Genomic DNA, 18,847 nt, shown 5'->3' with positions numbered 1-18,847 from the left:
TGGATTCCCTTCTGCCGGTGCTCGAAAACTAGCCCTCGACCCAGGCCGCGCACCTCGCGCGAACGAGTAGGGACTCCGTCGACTCACCTACTCATGCGAGTGGTTACGACCCCTCACCTCGACGCCTACGCTCGTCAGCGACCCCGACCAAGGCCAGGTGACCATGCCTCTCTCGACGCAGACCATGCTCGACCAGGAAGCCCGCAGGCGTATCTCCGAGGACCCGTCACTGGGCGGTGGAAACGCCTGGAGAAAGGCCCTCGAATTCAGCCCGCACCCCGATCGGACCTGTCTGGTGGCCGACCGGCCGGTGGCAGGTGTCGACGGAATCGACCGGTCGGAATTCAATCTGCGTCAGCTCGACGAACTCGCCGAATCCTGGGCGGCTCTCTACTGGGACCGCGGGGTGCGCCCGCGCGACCGCGTCGCCGTCTACGTCGAGGACTCCTTCGACGACCAGCTCCAGCTGGCGGCCCTGGCCCGGCTCGGCGCCATCCCGCTGCTCGTCAACGGCCGGATGGACCCCGCCCTCGCGCTCAGCCTGATGTCCCGCACGGACCCGGTCGGCCTGTACACGGACCCCGCCCACCTGGTGCTGCTGGACGGCCGCCACACGCAACTCGCCTCCCTGCGCTGGACGATCACCGGCGACGACGCGCACGCCCTGGGCCGCAGGACGCTGCCCGAGCGGGCCCGGTACCGGCACGGCGACGACGACCCGGTGTTCCTGTGCCACTCCTCCGGCACGACGGGCAATCCGAAGCCGGTGATCTGGGCGCACCGGCAGAGCCTGGCCGGCCCCGGCTGGCGCCTGACGGTGCCCGAGGAGCCGACGGTGATGCTGTCGGCGGCGCCTCAGTCGCACTCGTCGGCGATCGCCTACACCAACTACTCGCTGCTGTGCGGCATGCCACTGATCTCCTTCTCCGACCAGTCGGGCGCGGGCGTGGCCCGAGGTGCCCGCGAACACCGCCCGACCCGCATCCTGGCGTTCAACCAGACCTACTCGGAACTGGCCGCCATGGAGCTGGACCCGGAGGACTTCACGTCGGTGCGCGAATGGCAGAACACCGGCGACGCGGCGCACGACGCGCACATCCGCAAGCTGATCCGCCACGGCCACCACGTCGTCGACGGCGAGCGCCGCCCGGGTGCCGTCTTCAGCGACGGCCTCGGCTCCTCGGAGCTGGGCTGGGCGACGCTGCGCCGGTACATCACCCAGGACACCACGCCCCGCCCGCGTTTCCTGGGCAACCCGGTACCGGCCGGTGAGGTCGCCGTGCTGCGCGAGGACGGCACGGCGGCGGCCGACGGCGAGGTCGGCCTGTTCGGGCTGCGCAGCGAATCGGTCGTCCCCGGCTACTGGAACGACGCCGACACGTACTACCGCAGCAAGCTGGCCGGTTACTGGCTGTCGGGCGATCTCGCCTACCGGGAGGGTGACGACTTCTTCCACGTCGACCGTGCGGTGGACTCCATCCACACCCCCGAAGGGACCGGCTACTCGGTCCTGATGGAGGAGATCCTGCTGCTCGCCCTGCCGGAGGTGGCGGACTGCGCGGTCGTCGCGGGACACCACGGCGACATCCCGGCACCGGTCGCGGTCGTGCGAGTGACCACGGGCCGGGCGGGGCCGGCGGAGCTGCTCGCGCGGGCCAACTCCGCGCTGGTCGCGGCGGGGCAGCCGCCGCTGGCGGTCCTGGAGACGGCGGCCCTCGACGACGACGCCATCCCGACCGGCCCCACCGGCAAGGTCCTCAAGCGCCTTCTGCGCGAGAGGTACGCCGACCTCGGCGCCTACGCGGCGTCGGCCACCGGCCGCGTCGCCACGGCCGCCGAGGGTCTGGTGGTCCGGTGAGCGCGTCCGAGGCCTCCGTGGCCGCCGAGGACCTGTCGACCTGGATCTCCCGGCCCGGTGCCCCCGAGACGCTGGCCGCGCGCATGGGCATCGAGCTCGTCGAGGCGTCACCGCAGCGGCTCGTCGGCACCATGCCGGTGGCCGGCAACAAACAGCTGTACGGGATGCTTCACGGCGGGGCGTCCGTCGTGCTCGCCGAGACCCTCGGCTCGATCGGCGCGGCCCTGCACGCGGGCGGGGGCCACATCGCCCTGGGCGTCGACATCAACGCCACACACCACCGGCCGGTGCGCAGCGGAACCGTCACCGGGGTGGCCACCGCGCTCGCACTCGGCCCGACCTCCGCCTCGTACGAGGTCGTCATCGCCGACGAGGCGGGCCGGCGCACCTGCACCGCCCGGATCACCGTCGCCCCCAACACCGCTCAGCGCATGCAGCGAGGAAAGACATGACCGACGCGGCCTCTCCCACCACCGCGCGCACCACCGAAACCGTCCCGGCCGGGCCGTCCGTCGCCGCGGTGCTGGCTGTCCTGCTGGCCGGCACGTTCATCGCCCAGTTCGACTTCTTCGTCGTGAACGTGGCGGCGCCGACCCTGGAGGCCGACCTCGGCGCCGGGGCCACCGCGCTCGAACTCGTCGTGGGCGGCTATGCGTTCGCCCTCGCCAGCGGCATGATCACCGGTGGCCGGCTCGGCGACCTGTACGGGCACCGCCGGCTGTTCACACTGGGCATGGCCGGGTTCGGCCTGGCCTCGCTGCTGTGCGGCATCGCCACGAGTCCGGGCCAGCTCATCGCGGCCCGGCTCTTCCAGGGGCTGACCGCCGCCGTCATGGCGCCGCAGGTGCTTGCGACGATCACCGCGACCTTCGCCCCCGCACAGCGCGCGCGGGCCTTCGCGGCGTACGGCGTGACGGCGGGCATCGGTTCCATCGCGGGCCAGCTGCTGGGCGGTCTGCTGCTCGACGCCGATGTGGCGGGACTCGGCTGGCGGGTGGTGTTCCTGGTGAACGTGCCGGTGTGCGCCGTGGTCGCGCTGCTCGCGCCGCGGGTGCTGCCGCGGGCCGAGTCGGGCGGACGTACCGGCGTCGACCCCGTCGGCGCGGCGGGCATCAGTGCCGCCCTCGGGCTGCTCCTGGTGCCGCTGGCGCTCGGCCACTCCTCGGGCTGGCCGCTGTGGACCTGGCTGTCCCTGGCGGGCGGTCTGGTGCTCGGCGCGCTGACGCTGTGGTGGGAGCGGGCGCTGGGCGCGCGCGGCGGCTCCCCGGTGCTCGACCTGACGCTCTTTCACGGTTCGTCGTTCCGCGCCGGGCTCATCGCGAGCGCGGCGTTCTACATCTACTTCGGCAGTTTCATCTTCACGCTGACGCTGCTGCTGCAGGGCGGGCTCGCGCTCAGCCCGGTGAGGGCGGGTCTGGCCTTCACTCCCATGGGCGTCGCCTACATGGTCACGTCGATGGCGGGCAAGCGGCTGACGGCCCGGTACGGCATGAACGCGCTGATCGCGGGCACCGCCGTGACCGCGGTCGGCCTGCTCGCGCTGCTGCTGGGGGTGCGGTCGGCCGGCGCGGACACCGAGGTCGCCTGGATCTGCGGATGTCTCTGCCTGGTCGGTCTGGGCAACGGTGTGGTGCTGCCGTCACTGATCGGTGCGGCGCTGCTGCGCGTGCCGCCGCGGCAGGCGGGGATGGCCTCGGGTGCGCTGACCACCGCGCAGCAGTTCGCGAGTTCGGCGGGGATCGCCGCCGTGGGCGCTGTGTTCTTCGCCGCCGCCGGGGATCGGCCGCCTGGTGCCGGATACCCGGACGCGATGGTCGCGGCGAGCGCGGTGTGCCTGGTCATGGTGGTGGTGGTCATGGGCATGATGGTGGTGTTCCGGCGGATCGCAGCGCAGGAAGCCGGACCGTCATGACCGCGCCCGCGCGGCCGTAGGGCTTCGCGGTGACATGCCTCGGTGGCCGCACCCGGACGGTGTTCCGCCCTGCTGCGCGCCCCGGTGCCGGGCGCCGTGTGCGCGGTGAACGGTGCCGGCGATCCGGGGCGGCGGTCGTGCGACGTCGGAATCAACGGACCACCGGCAAGCGGCATTTGTCGGTGAGTACCGAAGGATTCATATGGACTCGGTCCTCCCTCTCGCCGATAATTACCCCATGAACAAGTTGATTCTGGCCACGCGGAATCCAGGAAAACTGGTCGAGTTGAAGGAGATTCTGGCCGATGCGGACCTCTCTCATGACCTCGTGAGTGCTGACGCCTATCCCGACATCCCGGACGTCAAGGAAACAGGGGTAACCTTCACGGAGAATGCTCTGCTCAAAGCGCATGCTCTTGCCCGGGCCACGGGTCTTCCCGCCATCGCCGACGATTCGGGCCTGTGCGTCGACGTCCTCGGAGGGAGTCCGGGGATCCTGTCCGCCCGCTGGGCCGGCCGGCACGGCGAGGATCTGGCCAATACGGAACTGCTGCTGGCGCAATTGAGCGACATCGCCGCTCCGCACCGTGCCGCCCGCTATTTCTGCGCGGCTGCACTCGCACTGCCCGACGGAACGGAACGCGTCACGCACGGGGAATTGGCCGGGGTGTTGCGCACTGCCCCGGCCGGAACCGGCGGGTTCGGCTACGATCCCATCTTCCAGCCGGACGGTGAGAGCCGAACTTTCGCGCAGCTCCCCGGCGGTATCAAGAACTCCCTCAGCCATCGCGGCAAGGCGTTCAGGTCGCTGTTGCCGGTGATCAGGGAACTGGTGAAATGACATGACGGGTGAGCCGGGGTGCGTCCATGAAGGCGCCCCGGCTCACCCGCACGTCCACGGTGCTGCACGGTCGGCGCATCAGGGCCATTCGGACCTGACACAGACTGCACTCTTCCCTTTACATCTCCGCACGAGGCGGTGAATGGTCGAAGTCGTCCCGGAAACCTCGCCGCGCTTTTGCCTGTCCTCGGGCACATCCGGATCACGCGGCAGATGCGGGGGAGGGGTTGCCGCCCGTTGAAAGTACAAAGAGAGGGAATGAGAATGAGCCGCTTCGAGGCCATGTGGAACCGTTTCTGGACCGACCTCCCTCACACCGCCGGTGCGTCGCCGTGGGATGTGGACCCCACCTATGTCGCCCATGCCCACTTGAAGCTGTTCGGCAGTGTGCTCGACCCCGCCAGGCCGGTCATCGATGTCGGGTGCGGCGACGGCACGCAGACCGTGGCCATCGGGCAGCACTTCGAGCGCGTGATCGGCGTGGACGTGGCCCCGAGCGCCGTGGAGCGCGCCCGCAAGTACCACGACGCTCCGGGCGTCTCGTACGAGCAGCTGGATCTGTTGAAGCCCGAGCAAGCCGTCGCCCTGCACGACCGGATCGGCGACGCCGGCCTTTACGTCCGCACGGTCCTGCACGCGTTCACCCCGGAGGAACTGAAGCTCGCCGTCACGTCGCTGGCGACCCTGGCCGGCAGCACGGGAGGTGCCTTCTTCTACGAACTCGCCCCGACCAGCGGCGCGTACATTGCGGCCAAGCTCGAGGGCGAGGGAGTCCCCGCGGAGAAGTTCGGATTCGTCTTCGAACGGGTGCCCCTGCCCGTCGCCCGCGAGGAGGACGCCTTGCAACGTGAGCTCGCCGAGGCGGGCTTCGACATCCTCTCCACCGCGCCCATCGACTATCAGGGGACGGTCACCGAGGGAAAACGGTATGTGAACGTACCGACATTCTTCGTGGTGGCGAAGGCCAAGGGCGCCCCCGCTCACTGAGGGCTGTCCCGTAATTCCTGGCGGGTGCGCGACGACAGCTACGGCACCTCGCCGCGTTGTCGGAGCGTCCGCATACATCCAGTATGCGGACGCTCCTCCGCCTTGCGATGCGCCGCATCTGACGCCGCGCACTGATCCACCACGAATTGCGGGACATCCCTCGGGTGCAGCTGACGTACAGCCGTACAGTCCGTATTCCGGGCCAATGGGGGCCGGAAGGGGTGGTCCCCTTCCGGCCCCCAGCCTGTGTCTTCGAGGGAGGTGGTGTGCGCATGCCGCGCGGCGCCGAGAATGTGGCCCCCGAGAAATTACAACAGGGTTGCTGTGCCGACCGGTTCGGGACCTGACACATTATCGGCATTGTCGTTGACCGACGAACAGCGTCATAGTTAGCGTCCTCTGCATGGGTACCATTCTCTCAGTCAATTCTGGCCCTTGTGTCGTTCCTGAGTTTGCAGTACGCCGCGGGAGGACGGCGATCAAGAAGCTTCCCGTCGACGGAAGCGTCAGGCTGACGAAACTCGGAATCGAAGGCGACGAGCAGGCCGCCGACTTTCACGGAGGCACGCTCCAGGCGATCTATGCCTACGCCCGGGAGGACCTCGACTGGTGGTCGAGCCAGCTGCAAAGGGATTTACGGAACGGGATGTTCGGAGAAAATCTGGATCTCATCGGTTTCGATGCCAGCAATGCCGTACTCGCTGAGAAGTGGCAGGTCGGTGACGTGCTCCTCCAGGTCATGGCTCCCCGTATGGCCTGCGGCACGTTCGGGTCCTGGATGGATGAGAAGGGCTGGGCCAAGCGTTTCAACAACGCCCGGCGGCCGGGCGTCTATCTCCGTGTGCTCAAGGAAGGGCGGATATCCGTCGGCGACAAGGTCGAGGTGGTCTGGAAGCCGAGAAAGCACGTCACGGTGGCCGAGGCGGTCGGGGCCATTCTCGACGAACAGGACGTGCTGCGGCGCATCACGGAGATGGCCGACGAAGAACCCGCGTGGGACCGCTCGGCGATGATGTTCCACGTCTCTAACCGGACCCGCTCCGCTCTCCCGAAGCAAGAGCTGTCGGCCGCCGTTCCCGGTCCGCACGCCGGAGGGGCCCGTGCTTGACGTGTTCGGGGACTACAGCTCCCGCGACCCGGCCCTGGCGCTCGCCGAAGCCGCGAAGGGCTGCCCGCTTCAGGAGGCGTCCGAGAACGGCGGTGTGTACGCCTTCCGCGCCCACGACGTGCAGAGAGCGCTGACCAGTGCGGACTTCTGGTCGCAACGGTCCTCGGACCAGCGGCTCGCAGCCTTGACCGGCGAGGACAGGAAACGCCGGAGGAAGCTGAAGACCTTCTACTCCCTCTGGCCGGTGTTCTCCGACGGCGCCTACCACCAGCGGGTGCGGCACGCCTCCATCCAGCTTCTGCGGGGGACGGTGACGCCTGAGCTGCTGGCCGCGTGCCGGCGGCTCGCCACCTCCCGCCTCGCGGCCGGCGTCGGTGAATCCTTCGACTGGGCAGACACCGTGGCACGCCCCATGGCCCGGGAGGCCATCGCGGGCCTGACGGGGGATGCCGACGCCGTCCGGCTGATCGAGCTCGGCGTCGGGGTCATGGACGAGCTGGCCACCCCCCGGATCGACATGGCGAGAGTGGATCGCGCGCTCGCCTCTGTCGACGCGCTGTCCCACTGGCTCGGCCGGGCGAGGACCGAGCCGCCGACGCCGTTCGTCGCAGGGCTCGGAGAGCTGTGGGACGACCCGGCCTTCGGCCCGGAGGCCGCTACGGCCCTGCTCACCCAGGTCGTCACGGGTGCATACGAGCCCATCACCACGGCCCTGTGCGTCGTGGGGGAACGCGTCCACGGTGACGTGCTCGCACGCATGCCTGTGCCGGAGGTCAGGGAAGAGGTATTGCGTCTCGCGGCACCCTTCCGCTTCGCGAGCCGCTACGCGCGCCGGCCGGTGTCCATCGGCCCGCACCGCCTGGACGCAGGCGCCAGGGTCAACCTCTGCCTCGGGACGTCCAACCTTGATCCGGAACGCTATCCGGGCCCGCTGGAGATCCGCGACCGAGGCGTGCGCACCCGCTCCCTGAGCTTCGGTGCCGGCGCCCACTACTGCCCCGGGGCGGCTCTGGCGAGGGCCGTGGTCGACGTACTCCTGGAGTCTCTCAAGGAGTCCGGGGCGCACTTCCATGCCGAACGCATCGACCGGGAGCCGGAACTCCCGATGCTTCGCTACCGCACCCTCGAGGGACGCCTCGTACGCACAGCCTCGACCGCGGACTGCCGAAACCGGGCGAGCGGAACTGACAGCCCCTCGCACACAGGGAGTTCATGATGAGCGCACTGGTCATCGACACGGACCCCGGGCTGGACGACGCCCACGCCCTCGCCATGGCACTGACCCCGTCGGCGCAACGGCCCCACGTTCCCGTCGCCGCGGTCTGTACGGTCGCCGGCAACACGGGCATCGACGCGGTGACCGCCAACGCGCGCTGGCTGCTCGGCGCCTACGGGGAACGGGCGGCCCGCACCCCGGTGCACCGGGGTGCCGCGGGTCCTCTCGCCGGGCCCGGGGCCGAAGCCGCCCACATTCACGGCGACGACGGGCTCGGCGACCTGTCGCGGTGGCCTGTCGCCGAGGTGAAGGAAGGCGACGTGCCGGCCGCCCGTGCGCTCATCGACAGCGCCCGGCGCGACCCCGGCGGGATCACGCTCGTCGCCCTGGGGCCCCTGACCAACGTGGCCCTCGCGCTGCGGCTGGAGCCCAGGCTTCCGCAACTGCTGCGACGGGTGGTGGTGATGGGAGGCGCGGTCCACGGCCGCGGAAACCACACACTGAACGCCGAGTTCAACATCGTCGCCGACCCTGCCGCGGCCGACCTGGTCCTCGCGCACTTCCCCCACCTCACCCTGCTCACCTGGGATGCGACGCTGGCCTTCCCCTTCACCCCGGACGAACTCGAATCCTTCTTCCAGGGCGGGACCGAGGCAGCCACCACACTGCGGCGCATCGTGCACAACCGATACCGCACCGACCCGGGGTACGCCGGTCGCTCCCACTATCTGCGCCCCGATCCTCTGGCCATGGCCGTGGCTCTCGATCCCACCGTGGTGACCAGGGCCGTACGGCACCGTGTGTACGTGGGCTACGGGCCCGGAACCCTCCAGCACGGTGTCACGGCCGTCGACTGGCAGGACACGCGGTCGGACCGGCCGCCCATCACGATCGTTCAGGAACTCGACCGGAACCGGCTGCTCGAACTGCTCCGGGTCTGAACGCCTTCCGCCCACCCCACGCTCGACGCCGGCCCCTGTGACAGGAGAGCAGACATGAGTACACCGCAGCCCGCGCCCGAGGACGCACAGCGCCTCCTGGACCTCGACGGGCTGGTTCCCGAGGTCCCGGCACGTCTCATGGCGCAGATCGAGTTCATAGCCGAGATCGACCGGCTGAAGACGGTCCTGCGGCTGAGCCCGCTGCTCGCCGACGACCGCCGGGAGAACGACGCCGAGCACTCCTGGCACATGGCGCTGATGGTGCTCGTCCTCGCGGAGTACGCGAACGAACCCCTCGACGTGGAGCGCACTCTGAAGCTCGCTCTGGTGCACGATCTCGTCGAGATCTACGCGGGTGACACCTGCCTGTTCGACGACGTCGGCCGGATGGACCAGGCGGAACGCGAAGAGGCGGCGGCCAGGAAACTGTTCGCTCTGCTGCCGGCCGACCAGGAGAAGGCGTTCCACGCGTTGTGGAACGAGTTCGAGGAGCGGCGGACTCCTGAGGCGAAGTTCGCCAAGGCCATGGACCGGCTCCAGCCCCTGCTGCTGAACGCCGGCAACGGCGGCGGTACCTGGCGCGCGCCCGGAGTCGACGAGGCTCGTGTCCGGGAGCGCACCTCCGTCATCGACGAGGGATCGACCGTGCTGTGGGACTACACGCGGAAGCTGCTCGCCCTCAGTGTTCGCAAGGGCTGGCTGTGACATGGATCCCGGTGGTGGCCGACGCGGTTCACGGCGTCGGCCCCGGGGCCGGCAGGGCCGATCCTCTGCTACCGGGGAAACGGCTCCGGGTGAGGGACAGCAGCGGGGCCGCTTTGACGGCGGTCTCCTCGAATTCGTCCTCCGGCGAGGACAGCGCTATGACGGCGCCTCCCACGCCGTACCGCACCCGACCAGGCGTGATCACCACGGTGCGGATCACCACGCTGAGATCGGCCGCTCCCGACAGCGAAAAATACCCCAGCGCCCCCGAGTAGACGCCCCGCGGGCCGCCCTCGAGGTCGTCGATGATCTCCATGGTCCGAATTTTCGGCGCTCCCGTCATCGAACCGGGCGGGAACGCGGAGCGCACACAGTCCACGGCGGAAGCGTCCTTTCGCAGCTGCGCCCGCACGGTGCTGACCAACTGATGGACGCTCTCGTACGTCTCGACCCGGAAGATCTCGTCAGCCCGCACCGAGCCCGGCTCCGCGCAGCGCCCCAGATCGTTGCGGACCAGGTCCACGATCATCAGGTTCTCCGCCCGGTCCTTCTCGTCGCTCAGGAGGTCCGCCACGAGCTCTGCGTCCTCCCGGGCGGTTCTTCCTCGCGGCCGGGTTCCCTTGATGGGCTTGGACTCGGTCCGACCGTCGGCGCCGACCTTCACGAACCGCTCGGGCGAGGTGCTGAGCACCGAAACGCTTCCCAGCCTCAGCAGGGCCCCGAACGGTGCCGGACTGCTTCTGCGGAGCAGCCGGTAGCTCGGCAGCGGTGCGAAGGTGCCCTGCGTGTCGGCCATGTTGGTCAGGCAGACCTCGTAACTCTCCCCGGCCGCGATCTCCTCCAGGGCCCTGTCCACCAGTCCCAGATAGGCCGCCCGGTCGTGGCGCAGCGTCACCTCGGCCGGCGGGACCGGGTGGGAGATCAGCCGGGGGGAACGGCCGCGGAGCTTCTCCAGCGCTGTACGAGTGTCACGCAGCCAGCGGACCGCTTCCCCGTGCTGCCCGTCCTCGACGAGGGCCAGCAGATAGGTCACGCGGCTGTGGTGGTCGAACACCACAGCACGGTCAGCGAAGATCATGGCCGCGTCCGGCTCGGGGGCCTGATGGGCGAGTCGGCCGCCGCACTCGGCCTTGAGTTCGTAGCCGAGGTAACCGACCCAGCCGAGACAGAAATCGAACGGAAGGTCGAGCGGAGGGATGCGGGCAGCGGCCAGATCCCGGTCGAGCCAGGACAGCCACTCGCCCGTGACCACTTCCGTGCCCTTCGAGGAGCGCACCGTCACGGTCTGCGTCCGCACGTCGGCCTCGGCGACCCGCGACAGGGGCCCGCCGGCATCACCCATGACGGAGAACCGGCCGAGGGCCGGGTCCGAGGTGGCATGGGCGCTGCTGTCCAGCCAGAAGGCGTGCTCGGCGTGGCCGAAGAGCGCCTCGAAGGCGACCTCGTCGTCCCACCCGGTGTCGAGCCGCTCGACTCTCACCCGGAGGGAACGCCGGGGCGGTGCGGCTGCGGCCGGAGCCCGGGGAACCGGTACCACGAGCGCCGGCCGGTCTGGGCCGGGACGGTCCCGGTGCCATGCTCGACTCAGCTCAACGAAGTTGCGCAGGAGTTCCATGCCGTGTTCGGTGAGGATCGACTCGGGATGGAACTGAACCCCCCACATCGGCTTGCTCCGGTGCTCCAGGCCCATGAGAACTCCGTCCGCGGTCCACGCGGTGGCCTGGAGACTCTCCGGAAGATCGTTGACCGCGAGCGAGTGGTAGCGCACGACGTTGAAGGGCGAGGGCAACCCGGTGAACAGACCCGTGCCGTCGTGCAGCACCGGCGACAGCCGTCCGTGCCGAGGCTCGGGCGCACGGCTGACGGTGGCCCCGTGCCACTGAGCTATGCCCTGGTGTCCGAGGCAGATGCCGAGCAGGGGCAGGTCACAGCTCTCCACCAGCTCCCGGCACCTCCCGAAGTCCCTGGTGCGAGCGGGAGTTCCGGGCCCGGGGGACAGGACGACGGCGTCGAACCCGCTGAGCAGGCCCGGGCGCAGGAGCGGCGAGTCGTTGGGTACGACGACCGGCTCCCGACCGGTGATCAGCGCCAGGTAGTGGGCGAGGTTGTGGGTGAACGAGTCGTAATTGTCGACAAGCAGGATACGCACGGGGCTTCCAGGATTCCTCGTGAGCCGGAAAAAGGAGAGGGGCATGACGCGAAGGGCCGTTCAGCTCCCTTGCCGACTTCTTGTGGCGGTACCCGCGCGCTGCGGGCGAGGGCTCACGCGTCCCTCCGCGCGATCTCGATCAACAGGTACTCGATCGTGTCCCGGCCCTCTTCGACGCGCATGCTGCGCACGGTGCTCAGCTCGCGCTCCGTCTCGTCCGCGAGGGCGGACAGCCTTGCGAGATCGCCCCGGTTGCTGAACTGCAGCAGGGCCCGGCCCCCCTCCGTGGTCCACAGGGGTGCCTGATCGAGGTAGCGGCGGTGCGCGGCGTAACCGGGGTCCACGTACGCCTGCTCGTGAAGGGAGGTGTATCGGTAATCGGACGGCGCCAGAACGAAGTTGGAGTGCCAGTACACGGTGTCGAAGCGCGCACGGGGGTCGAGGGAGTCGAAGAGGTCGCTCCGCTGTGCGCAGACGCGGTCGGCGACCTTGTGGCGCTGTGCGTTCAGCGCCGCGTTGCGTACGGCCAGCGGGTTGATGTCCGTGGCCAGCACTCTCTCGCAGCCTCCCAGTGCGGCGCTCACCGCGATGACTCCGGTGCCGCAGCCGATCTCCAGGAAGGAACCGTTCCGGGCCGGTTGGTGGTCCTCGTGGAATCCCAGCAGTTCCATGGCCGCGTCGGTGGACGTCGTGTAGGGCGGGGCGAAGACGTCCGGAAGCAGGGTCCACTCCCGCCCTCGCAGACGGAAGCTGTCGGGGCGCCTGCTGTCGTCGCGTGCCGCACGGCTGCGCTGGAGCGACTGGGCGTAACTGCGGATCTCCAACGTGACTCCCCCGTGCGGGCAGAGGAGTTTCCCCACCCCGCCGGACGAGCGTCCGCGATGCGGCGTGGAAACGGGAAGGTGGCTTCAGGACACTGTTGCAGGTGCCTATCGGTGGCCTCACCACCACGCAACGGTATCCGTACTGGTCCGGACGTTGACCCGTTGATCGATCAACGGCTATCTTCACCGGGCGCCGGAGCGAGAGGAAGCGTGGCATGCCGGGAGAGGTATCGACCGGGGATGACGAACTGCTGTCCATTCTGAAGCTGTTGGCCGAGGGGGCGCCCGCGGGGCGGCTGGAGGCGCTGTTGCAGCGCGTGCGCAGGGAGGACCGGCACGGGCCCGAGCGGTTGGCCGGCATCGAGTCCGCGGTGCAGTTGGCGCGCGTGGTGAGTCTCGCCACCGCCAGGAGTCACCAGCGGGAGGCCGGACTCGCGGCTCTGATCGACACCGCCCGGGACCTGTCGTCCCCGAGCGAGCTGGACGGCCTGCTGCCGCTGATCGCCCGTTGGGGCAGGCGTCTGTTGCATTTCGACATGACGTACATCGCCCTGCCGGATGCCGAGGGCATGTACGTGCGCTGCTCCGAGGGTTCCACCACGGCGCTCAACACGGGCCTGCGGCTCGGCGGCGGCCGGGGACTGGGGGCGGAGGCCATGCGATGCCGGGCGCCGCTGTGGACCGCCGACTACTCGGAGGACGGATCCATCGCACACTCCGACACCATCGACGGGGTGGTCGAGGCCGAGGGGCTGCGCGCGCTCATGGCCGTCCCCCTGCTCCAGAGGGGCGAGGCCCTGGGGGTGCTGTACGGGGCGGACCGCAGGGTGCGCAACTACACTCCCGACGAGATCGATCTGATCTGCTCGCTCGCGGACATCGCAGCGGTGGCGATCGGCAGGGTGGAGCAGCTCCAGCGGGCGCGGGAACAACTGGCCGAGTCGCAGAGCGACGGGGCGCGCGTCCGTACCCGCCTCACACGCCTCGGGCAGATGAGTGCGATGTACCGCCGGATCATGGACCTCCTGATCGACGGAACGGACCTGGACGTACTCGTCGATACCGCAGGTTCGGTCCTGGGCAGCACCCTCCAGATCCGCGATCTGGCTGGGCATGTGCTGGCGGCCGGCGGCGAGATCGCCGGAGTCGACGAGGACGCCCTCAACGAGGCGGTACTCGAGGCGTACACCTGCGGTGGCCCCGCCCGGGTGGGCGACCGGGCCTGGGCCACCCCGGTCACCGCCGGGAAGGAAGTGCTCGGTTCGCTCGTCCTGTATCCGGCTGCCGAACTCCTCGACGAGGACGTCTGGCTGCTGCGGACGATCGCTCAGGTCTTCGCGCTGCAGCTCGTGATGGAACGCAGCGGGGCCGTCGCGGAGGGATCGGTCCGAGACGAGCTGCTCGAGGAACTGCTGAGCCTGCCGGCCGGTGCGCCCGTGCCGCGCCAGATCACCCAGCGCGCCACCCGGCTCGGGATCGATCTGGACAGCCCGCACGTCCTGCTCGTGGCCCGGCCGGAGGGCGGGGAGCCGAAGCGGGCCGGGGGATGGGCGTCCTCGTACGCTTTCCGCGTGAGCGGCCTGAAGATGGTCGACAACGGCCGCATCGTCCTCATGGTTCCGGGCACTGACGCCTCGGCCACTGCCCGCGCCGTGGCCGACGAGCTCTCCCCGCTGCTCGGCCACCCCGTCTCGGTGGGCGCCGCAGGCCCCCAGGCCTCGGCCGCGGAAGCCGGCCGGTCGTACCGGGAAGCGGTGCGGTGCCTGGACGCACTGACCGCCCTCGACGGGGTGGGGGGTGTGGCCTCCGTACAGGACCTGGGGTTCCTGGGACTGCTCCTCTCCGACGACAATGATGTCGACGGATTCATCGAGTCGGCCCTGGGGCCGGTCCTCGACTACGACACGGACCGTACGACGGAATTGATCGCCACCTTGGAGCAGTACTTCGCAGCAGGCTCCAGTCCCACCAACGCGGCGGAGAGACTGCACGTGCACCCCAACACGGTCTCCCGCCGTATCGAGCGCATCACCGAACTTCTCGGCGAACAGTGGAACGAGCCCGAGCGGGCCCTCGAAGTGCAGCTGGCCCTCCGGCTCCGCCGCGCCCGCCAGGTCCTGGGCGCGCGCCGAAGCAGCTAGACACTAGTAAGCCGCCTGCGGTGCGCAGCCGTTGACGGACAGGATGCTCGCGGCATGGGCGGCGGAGGCGAGAGTGACGTGCCGGTGCCAGCCGGGGAACGAACGGCCGACGTAGTCTCGCAGACCGACCGCTTCGCCGATGTCGGCGAAGTCCTGCTCGACACGGTGGGCAAGCTTCGCGGTCCGCAGCATCTGCGCCACCGGAAGGTGCGTCAGGTCGGTGAGCCACATTCCGGCGGGGGGCCGGTCCGGGTCGTGCCACTCGCCGAGCAGCAGCATGGGGCGGGGCCGTCTCGCGGGGCCATGGGGCAGCGCCACCCGGACCGCGGAGACGAGCGAGGTGCGAAGTGCGTGCCGCCGGGCGGCGTCCGGCCAGTGCACCGGCCTGCGCAGGCCCCTGGTGGACTCAAGGATCTGCCGCGGGTTCAGCGGACCCGCACCGAAACCCGGCATCGTCCGGTCGGCCACCACCACCGGCACGGAGGTGCCGATACGTCCGAGCAGGGGGATCCCAGCCGCCCTGAACCGGGAGACCGCCGGGCGCACCTGGCCCCCGCGCAGGTCGATGACGACGGGGAGGGCGCCGGACTGCGCAAGGTGCGCTGTCTCCAGAGCGGCGCTCGTGGCACAGGCGCCCAGGCTCTCGTGTCTGACGGTTTCGGGGAGATCGGAGCGATCGAGATGATCCTGGTCGATCCCCCCGGGCTCGGGCAGATGCAGCCGCCAATGGACCGGGGAGCTCAGCCGCTGGGAGGCAAGCCATACGCCGAAAGCCTGTTGGCCATGGAACATGCGGCCCAGCTGCGGGGCGAACAGCCGGTTCACCCCCACGGAGTGCTCCCCGGTCTTCGGAATGTGCATCGCCTGGACCACCAGGGCCTGCGGGGTGAAGGTGCGCATCAGGTGGGCAGCGAGCGCCGCGCGCAGCGGCTTCCAGTCCCAGGTGGAACCGGTGATGAAGTGGTGCAGGCTCTGCTTGGCGGCGCCACCGCCCACCAGCGCCGCGATGTTCCGCACGGACTTGCGTCCCTCGGCGCAGACAAGACCGCGCAGATACTGCTCGGCCTTGTCCCGCTGGTCCTTCCTGCGGAACTCGGTGAACAGGGCCGGCGGAAGTCCGGCGAGGACGTCGTCGGCGACCGTCGGGTCGAACAGGCCGCGCCGTGGGACGCGTTCGGCCACGGTGGCGACAGAAACCATTTCAGGTGGGGAGGAAACCTTCGTATTCACCATGCTCCAGCCATGCGGTAAAGAGAATCCGTCCGGTCACGCTGCAACCCTGAGCAATGGGGAACGTGTGAACGAGGTAGCCGGGGCATCGACTTGGGCGGCGCAGACGTGGCTGGGACACCGCCCGTGGGGCGCGGTCGCGGAGGGGCGGGCGCGCGGGACACCGCAAGGTGCGACAGCCGGTACCGCTCACCGCGCTGCCGGTGCCCGCATCACACACCGCGCACTGATCCACCACGCATTGCGGGACAACCCTGAGAAGGCTGAAGAAGACCCTGGGGGAGGGGTGGCCTCTCCCAGGCGAGCGCGTCGGGCCGCCTGCGGGGCCGGCCGGCCGGGCCGCGGACGCGCAGCCTGTCGAGCACGGGGATGACACCGGGGCCCCTCGCAACCGCGAGGAGCCCCGGCCCGCCTTTCACGTCAGGTCATTGCCTCATGGGTAGGCGACCACATTGCTGGGAGTGGTGTCCGAGGCGGTCACCGCCCCCGTGTCGTTGATGACATGGGTGATGGTGCCCACGCCGCCGAGTGAGACCGTCAGAGCGTTGTGGAACTTCACGCCGGGAGTGTTGGGCACTTCGAAGGCGTGGTAGCTGTTCACCGCGGGGTTGACGTTGAAGTAGCAGTAGCTGCCCAGTCCCCACGCCTCGTGGGTGGTGACGCCCGCGCCCACCTTGTAGGCGGCATATCCGTTGACCCCTGCCGCACTCATCCACGCGCTCTGGTTGGGCACGTCGTACGGCATCTCGTTCTGGAAGAAGATCGTCTTGCCGTTCTGGCCGTTCCAGACGACTTCGTGCTTCTGGTAGTGCTCGACGAAGAGACCGGTCGCCAGAACGCTGCTGCCGTTGACGATCACGCCGGTGTCCGCCGTGTTGGTCGTCCAGCCGAAGCTTCCTGCCTTGCCGTGGTCGGCCCGCCAGGCCCAGATGTGGTCGATGATCACGTTGTTGCTGTTGACGATCAGGCTGGTCGTCGCCTTGCCGGCGATCTGGCCACCGATCCGGAAGAACACGTCCTGGACGGTCGTCGGGTTGCTCGCGTGGCTCGCGGACGATCCGGACGGGCCGACGGTCAGCAGCGCCGCCGAGTTGGTGGTTCCGGCGTCGATCAGCAGTCCCTTGAGACGGACTCCGTCCACGTCGGCGACCTGCATCGCGTTGACGCCGTTGTCCGGGACGAAGGTCGGGTAGCCGATGCCGAGGACGACCGTGTTGGGCCGGGTGATGTTCAGCGTCTGGTTCAGGTGGTAGACGCCCGGCGTGACGAACAGGTTGCAGCCCTGGGAAAGGGCGTTGTTGATGGTCGCGGCGGTGTCGCCGGCCTTGACCACGTAGAACTGGCTCATCGGCTGAGAGGTGCCGGGAGTGCTGCCGTTCGCCCAGCTCGCCCCCGACGCGTTGGTGCGCAGTGACGGAAGGAACACGCGGTACTTTCCGGCGCCGTCGACGTACAGATACGGCACGTCACGGGAGACCGGGGTGGTGGCCAAGGTGGTCTCGGGCGGGTTGGGGAAGGTGTTCGCGGGAGCACCGGCGGTGCCGGAGAAGACCATGTTCCACACGCCGCCGGCCCAGCTGCCCACGTTGCTGTCCCGGGTGTACCACTGCTGCTGCGAGATGGACGCCGCCTGGCCGCTGACCTTGGTGTCGGCGATGTAGCCGCCGCTCGCCCAGCCGTAACTGGCCGGGTAGAGCTGCAGGTCGCCGCGGACGTCGATCCGGCGGAACGGGGCCGCCTGGGCCACGGCCCAACGGTTGCCGCCCACCGGGTTGATGGCCAGGTTCTCGGCCGAGCGCCAGAAGTTCTGCGTCGCGTTGCCCGCGTCCGAGGCGTTGAAGGCGTCCACGGTGACGTGTCCGTTGATCGTCACGTCGCCCGGATTCTGCCCGAGACCCGCCACCGAGGTGTAGTAGCCGACATTGTCGTCGACGGCGTACGTACCCGGCTTGAAGAGCTGTGCCACCCGGTTCTCGCTGAACTGCGCGGATGCGGTGTCCTTCATCTGGGCGAACTGCGCGTCGAGCTGCGCCTGAATGGTGGCACTGGACATGCTCGGGTCGTAGATGTGCACGTTCGGGCCGAAGTCCGGCGTGTCCGACTGGGTGGGGCAGCTCGCCGCTGCGCCGATCGTGTAAGTCGCGCTGGCGACCGCGGAGTCGGCGAGTCCGGACTTGATGGCGATGGCCTTGATGGTGGTGGTGGCCGTGACGCTGATCGGCGCGCTGTACAGAGTGGACGACGCGGTGGGGGTGGAGCCGTCACGCGTGTAGCGGATGCTCGCGCCCGCGGTCGCGTCGGCGAGCGTCACGCTCTGGGCCGACGCGTAGGTGCCCGCTGCGGGAGTGAAGGTGGGTGTGGCGACAGTGCCGGTGCCACCACCGCCCTGGGTGTACGTGAAGTGGGGCGTGTCGTACTGCGGCCCGCTCTTCTCGTAGGTGAACCAGTACTCCAGGACCGTTCCGGCGGAGAGCGAGCCGACGGTCTGGGTCCACGTGCCCGCACCGTTGGTCATACGGACGTTCTGTTGGTTGGCGCTGTTGACCAGGTAGTGCACATCGACGTAGACCGCGGACGTGGTCGGTGTGAAGGAGATCTGAGCCTGCGTGGAGCTCAGTTGAGTGACGCTCTGGGTGTAGTCGGCCTCGGCTGCGGAGGCGGGAGCGGCGCTCTGATCGAGGCCGAGCAGTCCGACGAGCGCGAGGAGGAGCGCACTCAGCAGAGCGATGACGCGCTGCTTCGGACCTGGCAGGGGTCTCGTGCGGCCGGGCGGGACGGAGTTGCGCATGGGGGGAGTCCTTTCACCTGGTTTCGCGAAGTGAACACCGGATCAACGCGGAGGACAGGGTGCAGACGGTCTCGACATCTGTGCGGGCATCGCCTTGCCAACTCTGCGGACCTTTGAATGAACCTCTTGAAAACGCTCTCAATCTAC

The 18,847-nt window shown here is 69.3% G+C and carries 14 protein-coding genes; 10 read left to right on the top strand and 4 right to left on the bottom strand.

Going from position 1 to position 18,847, the window contains the following annotated elements:
* Positions 1 to 163: 163 nt before the first annotated feature.
* From ACFWEE_RS06345 to ACFWEE_RS06305, 9 genes are all read left to right on the top strand, one after another.
* Positions 164 to 1,858: a class I adenylate-forming enzyme family protein gene (locus ACFWEE_RS06345; RefSeq protein ID WP_386887008.1), complete on the top strand. Its 1,695-nt coding sequence runs from the start codon at positions 164 to 166 to the stop codon at positions 1,856 to 1,858.
* Positions 1,859 to 1,875: 17 nt separating this feature from the next.
* Positions 1,876 to 2,310 (top strand): hotdog fold thioesterase, encoded by a 435-nt coding sequence (locus tag ACFWEE_RS06340; RefSeq protein ID WP_386887006.1) that lies wholly within the window; start codon positions 1,876 to 1,878, stop codon positions 2,308 to 2,310.
* The gene (locus tag ACFWEE_RS06335) at positions 2,307 to 3,770 is read left to right on the top strand and encodes an MFS transporter (RefSeq protein WP_386886883.1); all 1,464 of its coding nucleotides are present in this window, start codon (positions 2,307 to 2,309) and stop codon (positions 3,768 to 3,770) included. Before ACFWEE_RS06340 ends, ACFWEE_RS06335 begins: the two co-directional genes overlap by 4 nt.
* Before the next feature lie 238 nt (positions 3,771 to 4,008).
* A complete protein-coding gene (gene rdgB, locus ACFWEE_RS06330; RefSeq protein WP_386886881.1) occupies positions 4,009 to 4,611 on the top strand; it encodes an RdgB/HAM1 family non-canonical purine NTP pyrophosphatase in 603 nt (200 codons plus the stop codon).
* A 264-nt stretch (positions 4,612 to 4,875) separates the two neighbouring features.
* Positions 4,876 to 5,598: a class I SAM-dependent methyltransferase gene (locus ACFWEE_RS06325; RefSeq protein ID WP_386886880.1), complete on the top strand. Its 723-nt coding sequence runs from the start codon at positions 4,876 to 4,878 to the stop codon at positions 5,596 to 5,598.
* A gap of 403 nt (positions 5,599 to 6,001) precedes the next feature.
* Positions 6,002 to 6,706, top strand: a complete 705-nt coding sequence (locus ACFWEE_RS06320; RefSeq protein ID WP_386886879.1) for an MOSC domain-containing protein — start codon at positions 6,002 to 6,004, stop codon at positions 6,704 to 6,706.
* Positions 6,699 to 7,922 (top strand): cytochrome P450, encoded by a 1,224-nt coding sequence (locus tag ACFWEE_RS06315; protein WP_386886877.1) that lies wholly within the window; start codon positions 6,699 to 6,701, stop codon positions 7,920 to 7,922. Before ACFWEE_RS06320 ends, ACFWEE_RS06315 begins: the two co-directional genes overlap by 8 nt.
* Positions 7,922 to 8,863: a nucleoside hydrolase gene (locus ACFWEE_RS06310; RefSeq protein WP_386886875.1), complete on the top strand. Its 942-nt coding sequence runs from the start codon at positions 7,922 to 7,924 to the stop codon at positions 8,861 to 8,863. Before ACFWEE_RS06315 ends, ACFWEE_RS06310 begins: the two co-directional genes overlap by 1 nt.
* Positions 8,864 to 8,917: 54 nt before the next feature.
* Positions 8,918 to 9,568, top strand: coding sequence for an HD family hydrolase (locus ACFWEE_RS06305; protein WP_386886874.1), 651 nt, complete (start codon positions 8,918 to 8,920; stop codon positions 9,566 to 9,568).
* 28 nt (positions 9,569 to 9,596) lie between these two features.
* On the opposite strand, the gene pabB is transcribed toward ACFWEE_RS06305, so the two are convergent.
* Positions 9,597 to 11,717, bottom strand: a complete 2,121-nt coding sequence (pabB, locus tag ACFWEE_RS06300; RefSeq protein ID WP_386886872.1) for an aminodeoxychorismate synthase component I — start codon at positions 11,715 to 11,717, stop codon at positions 9,597 to 9,599.
* A gap of 113 nt (positions 11,718 to 11,830) precedes the next feature.
* On the bottom strand, positions 11,831 to 12,541 hold the full coding sequence (locus ACFWEE_RS06295) for a 50S ribosomal protein L11 methyltransferase (protein WP_386886870.1): 711 nt from the start codon (positions 12,539 to 12,541) through the stop codon (positions 11,831 to 11,833).
* A 215-nt stretch (positions 12,542 to 12,756) separates the two neighbouring features.
* Here ACFWEE_RS06295 and ACFWEE_RS06290 point away from each other — a divergent pair, with 215 nt between their 5' ends.
* Positions 12,757 to 14,682, top strand: coding sequence for a helix-turn-helix domain-containing protein (locus tag ACFWEE_RS06290; RefSeq protein WP_386886869.1), 1,926 nt, complete (start codon positions 12,757 to 12,759; stop codon positions 14,680 to 14,682).
* Positions 14,683 to 14,685: 3 nt separating this feature from the next.
* On the opposite strand, the gene ACFWEE_RS06285 is transcribed toward ACFWEE_RS06290, so the two are convergent.
* Together ACFWEE_RS06285 and ACFWEE_RS06280 are read right to left on the bottom strand one after the other, a co-directional pair.
* A complete protein-coding gene (locus ACFWEE_RS06285) occupies positions 14,686 to 15,882 on the bottom strand; it encodes an IS701 family transposase (RefSeq protein WP_386886867.1) in 1,197 nt (398 codons plus the stop codon).
* A 463-nt stretch (positions 15,883 to 16,345) separates the two neighbouring features.
* On the bottom strand, positions 16,346 to 18,700 hold the full coding sequence (locus tag ACFWEE_RS06280) for a chitobiase/beta-hexosaminidase C-terminal domain-containing protein (RefSeq protein ID WP_386886866.1): 2,355 nt from the start codon (positions 18,698 to 18,700) through the stop codon (positions 16,346 to 16,348).
* Positions 18,701 to 18,847: the final 147 nt, after the last annotated feature.

The sequence above is a fragment of the Streptomyces sp. NPDC060184 genome (genome assembly GCF_042728795.1).
Classification (GTDB): Bacteria; Actinomycetota; Actinomycetes; order Streptomycetales; family Streptomycetaceae; genus Streptomyces.
The sequence above is the reverse complement of the archived record's forward strand: the minus strand, read 5'-3'. Positions and strand labels throughout refer to the sequence as shown.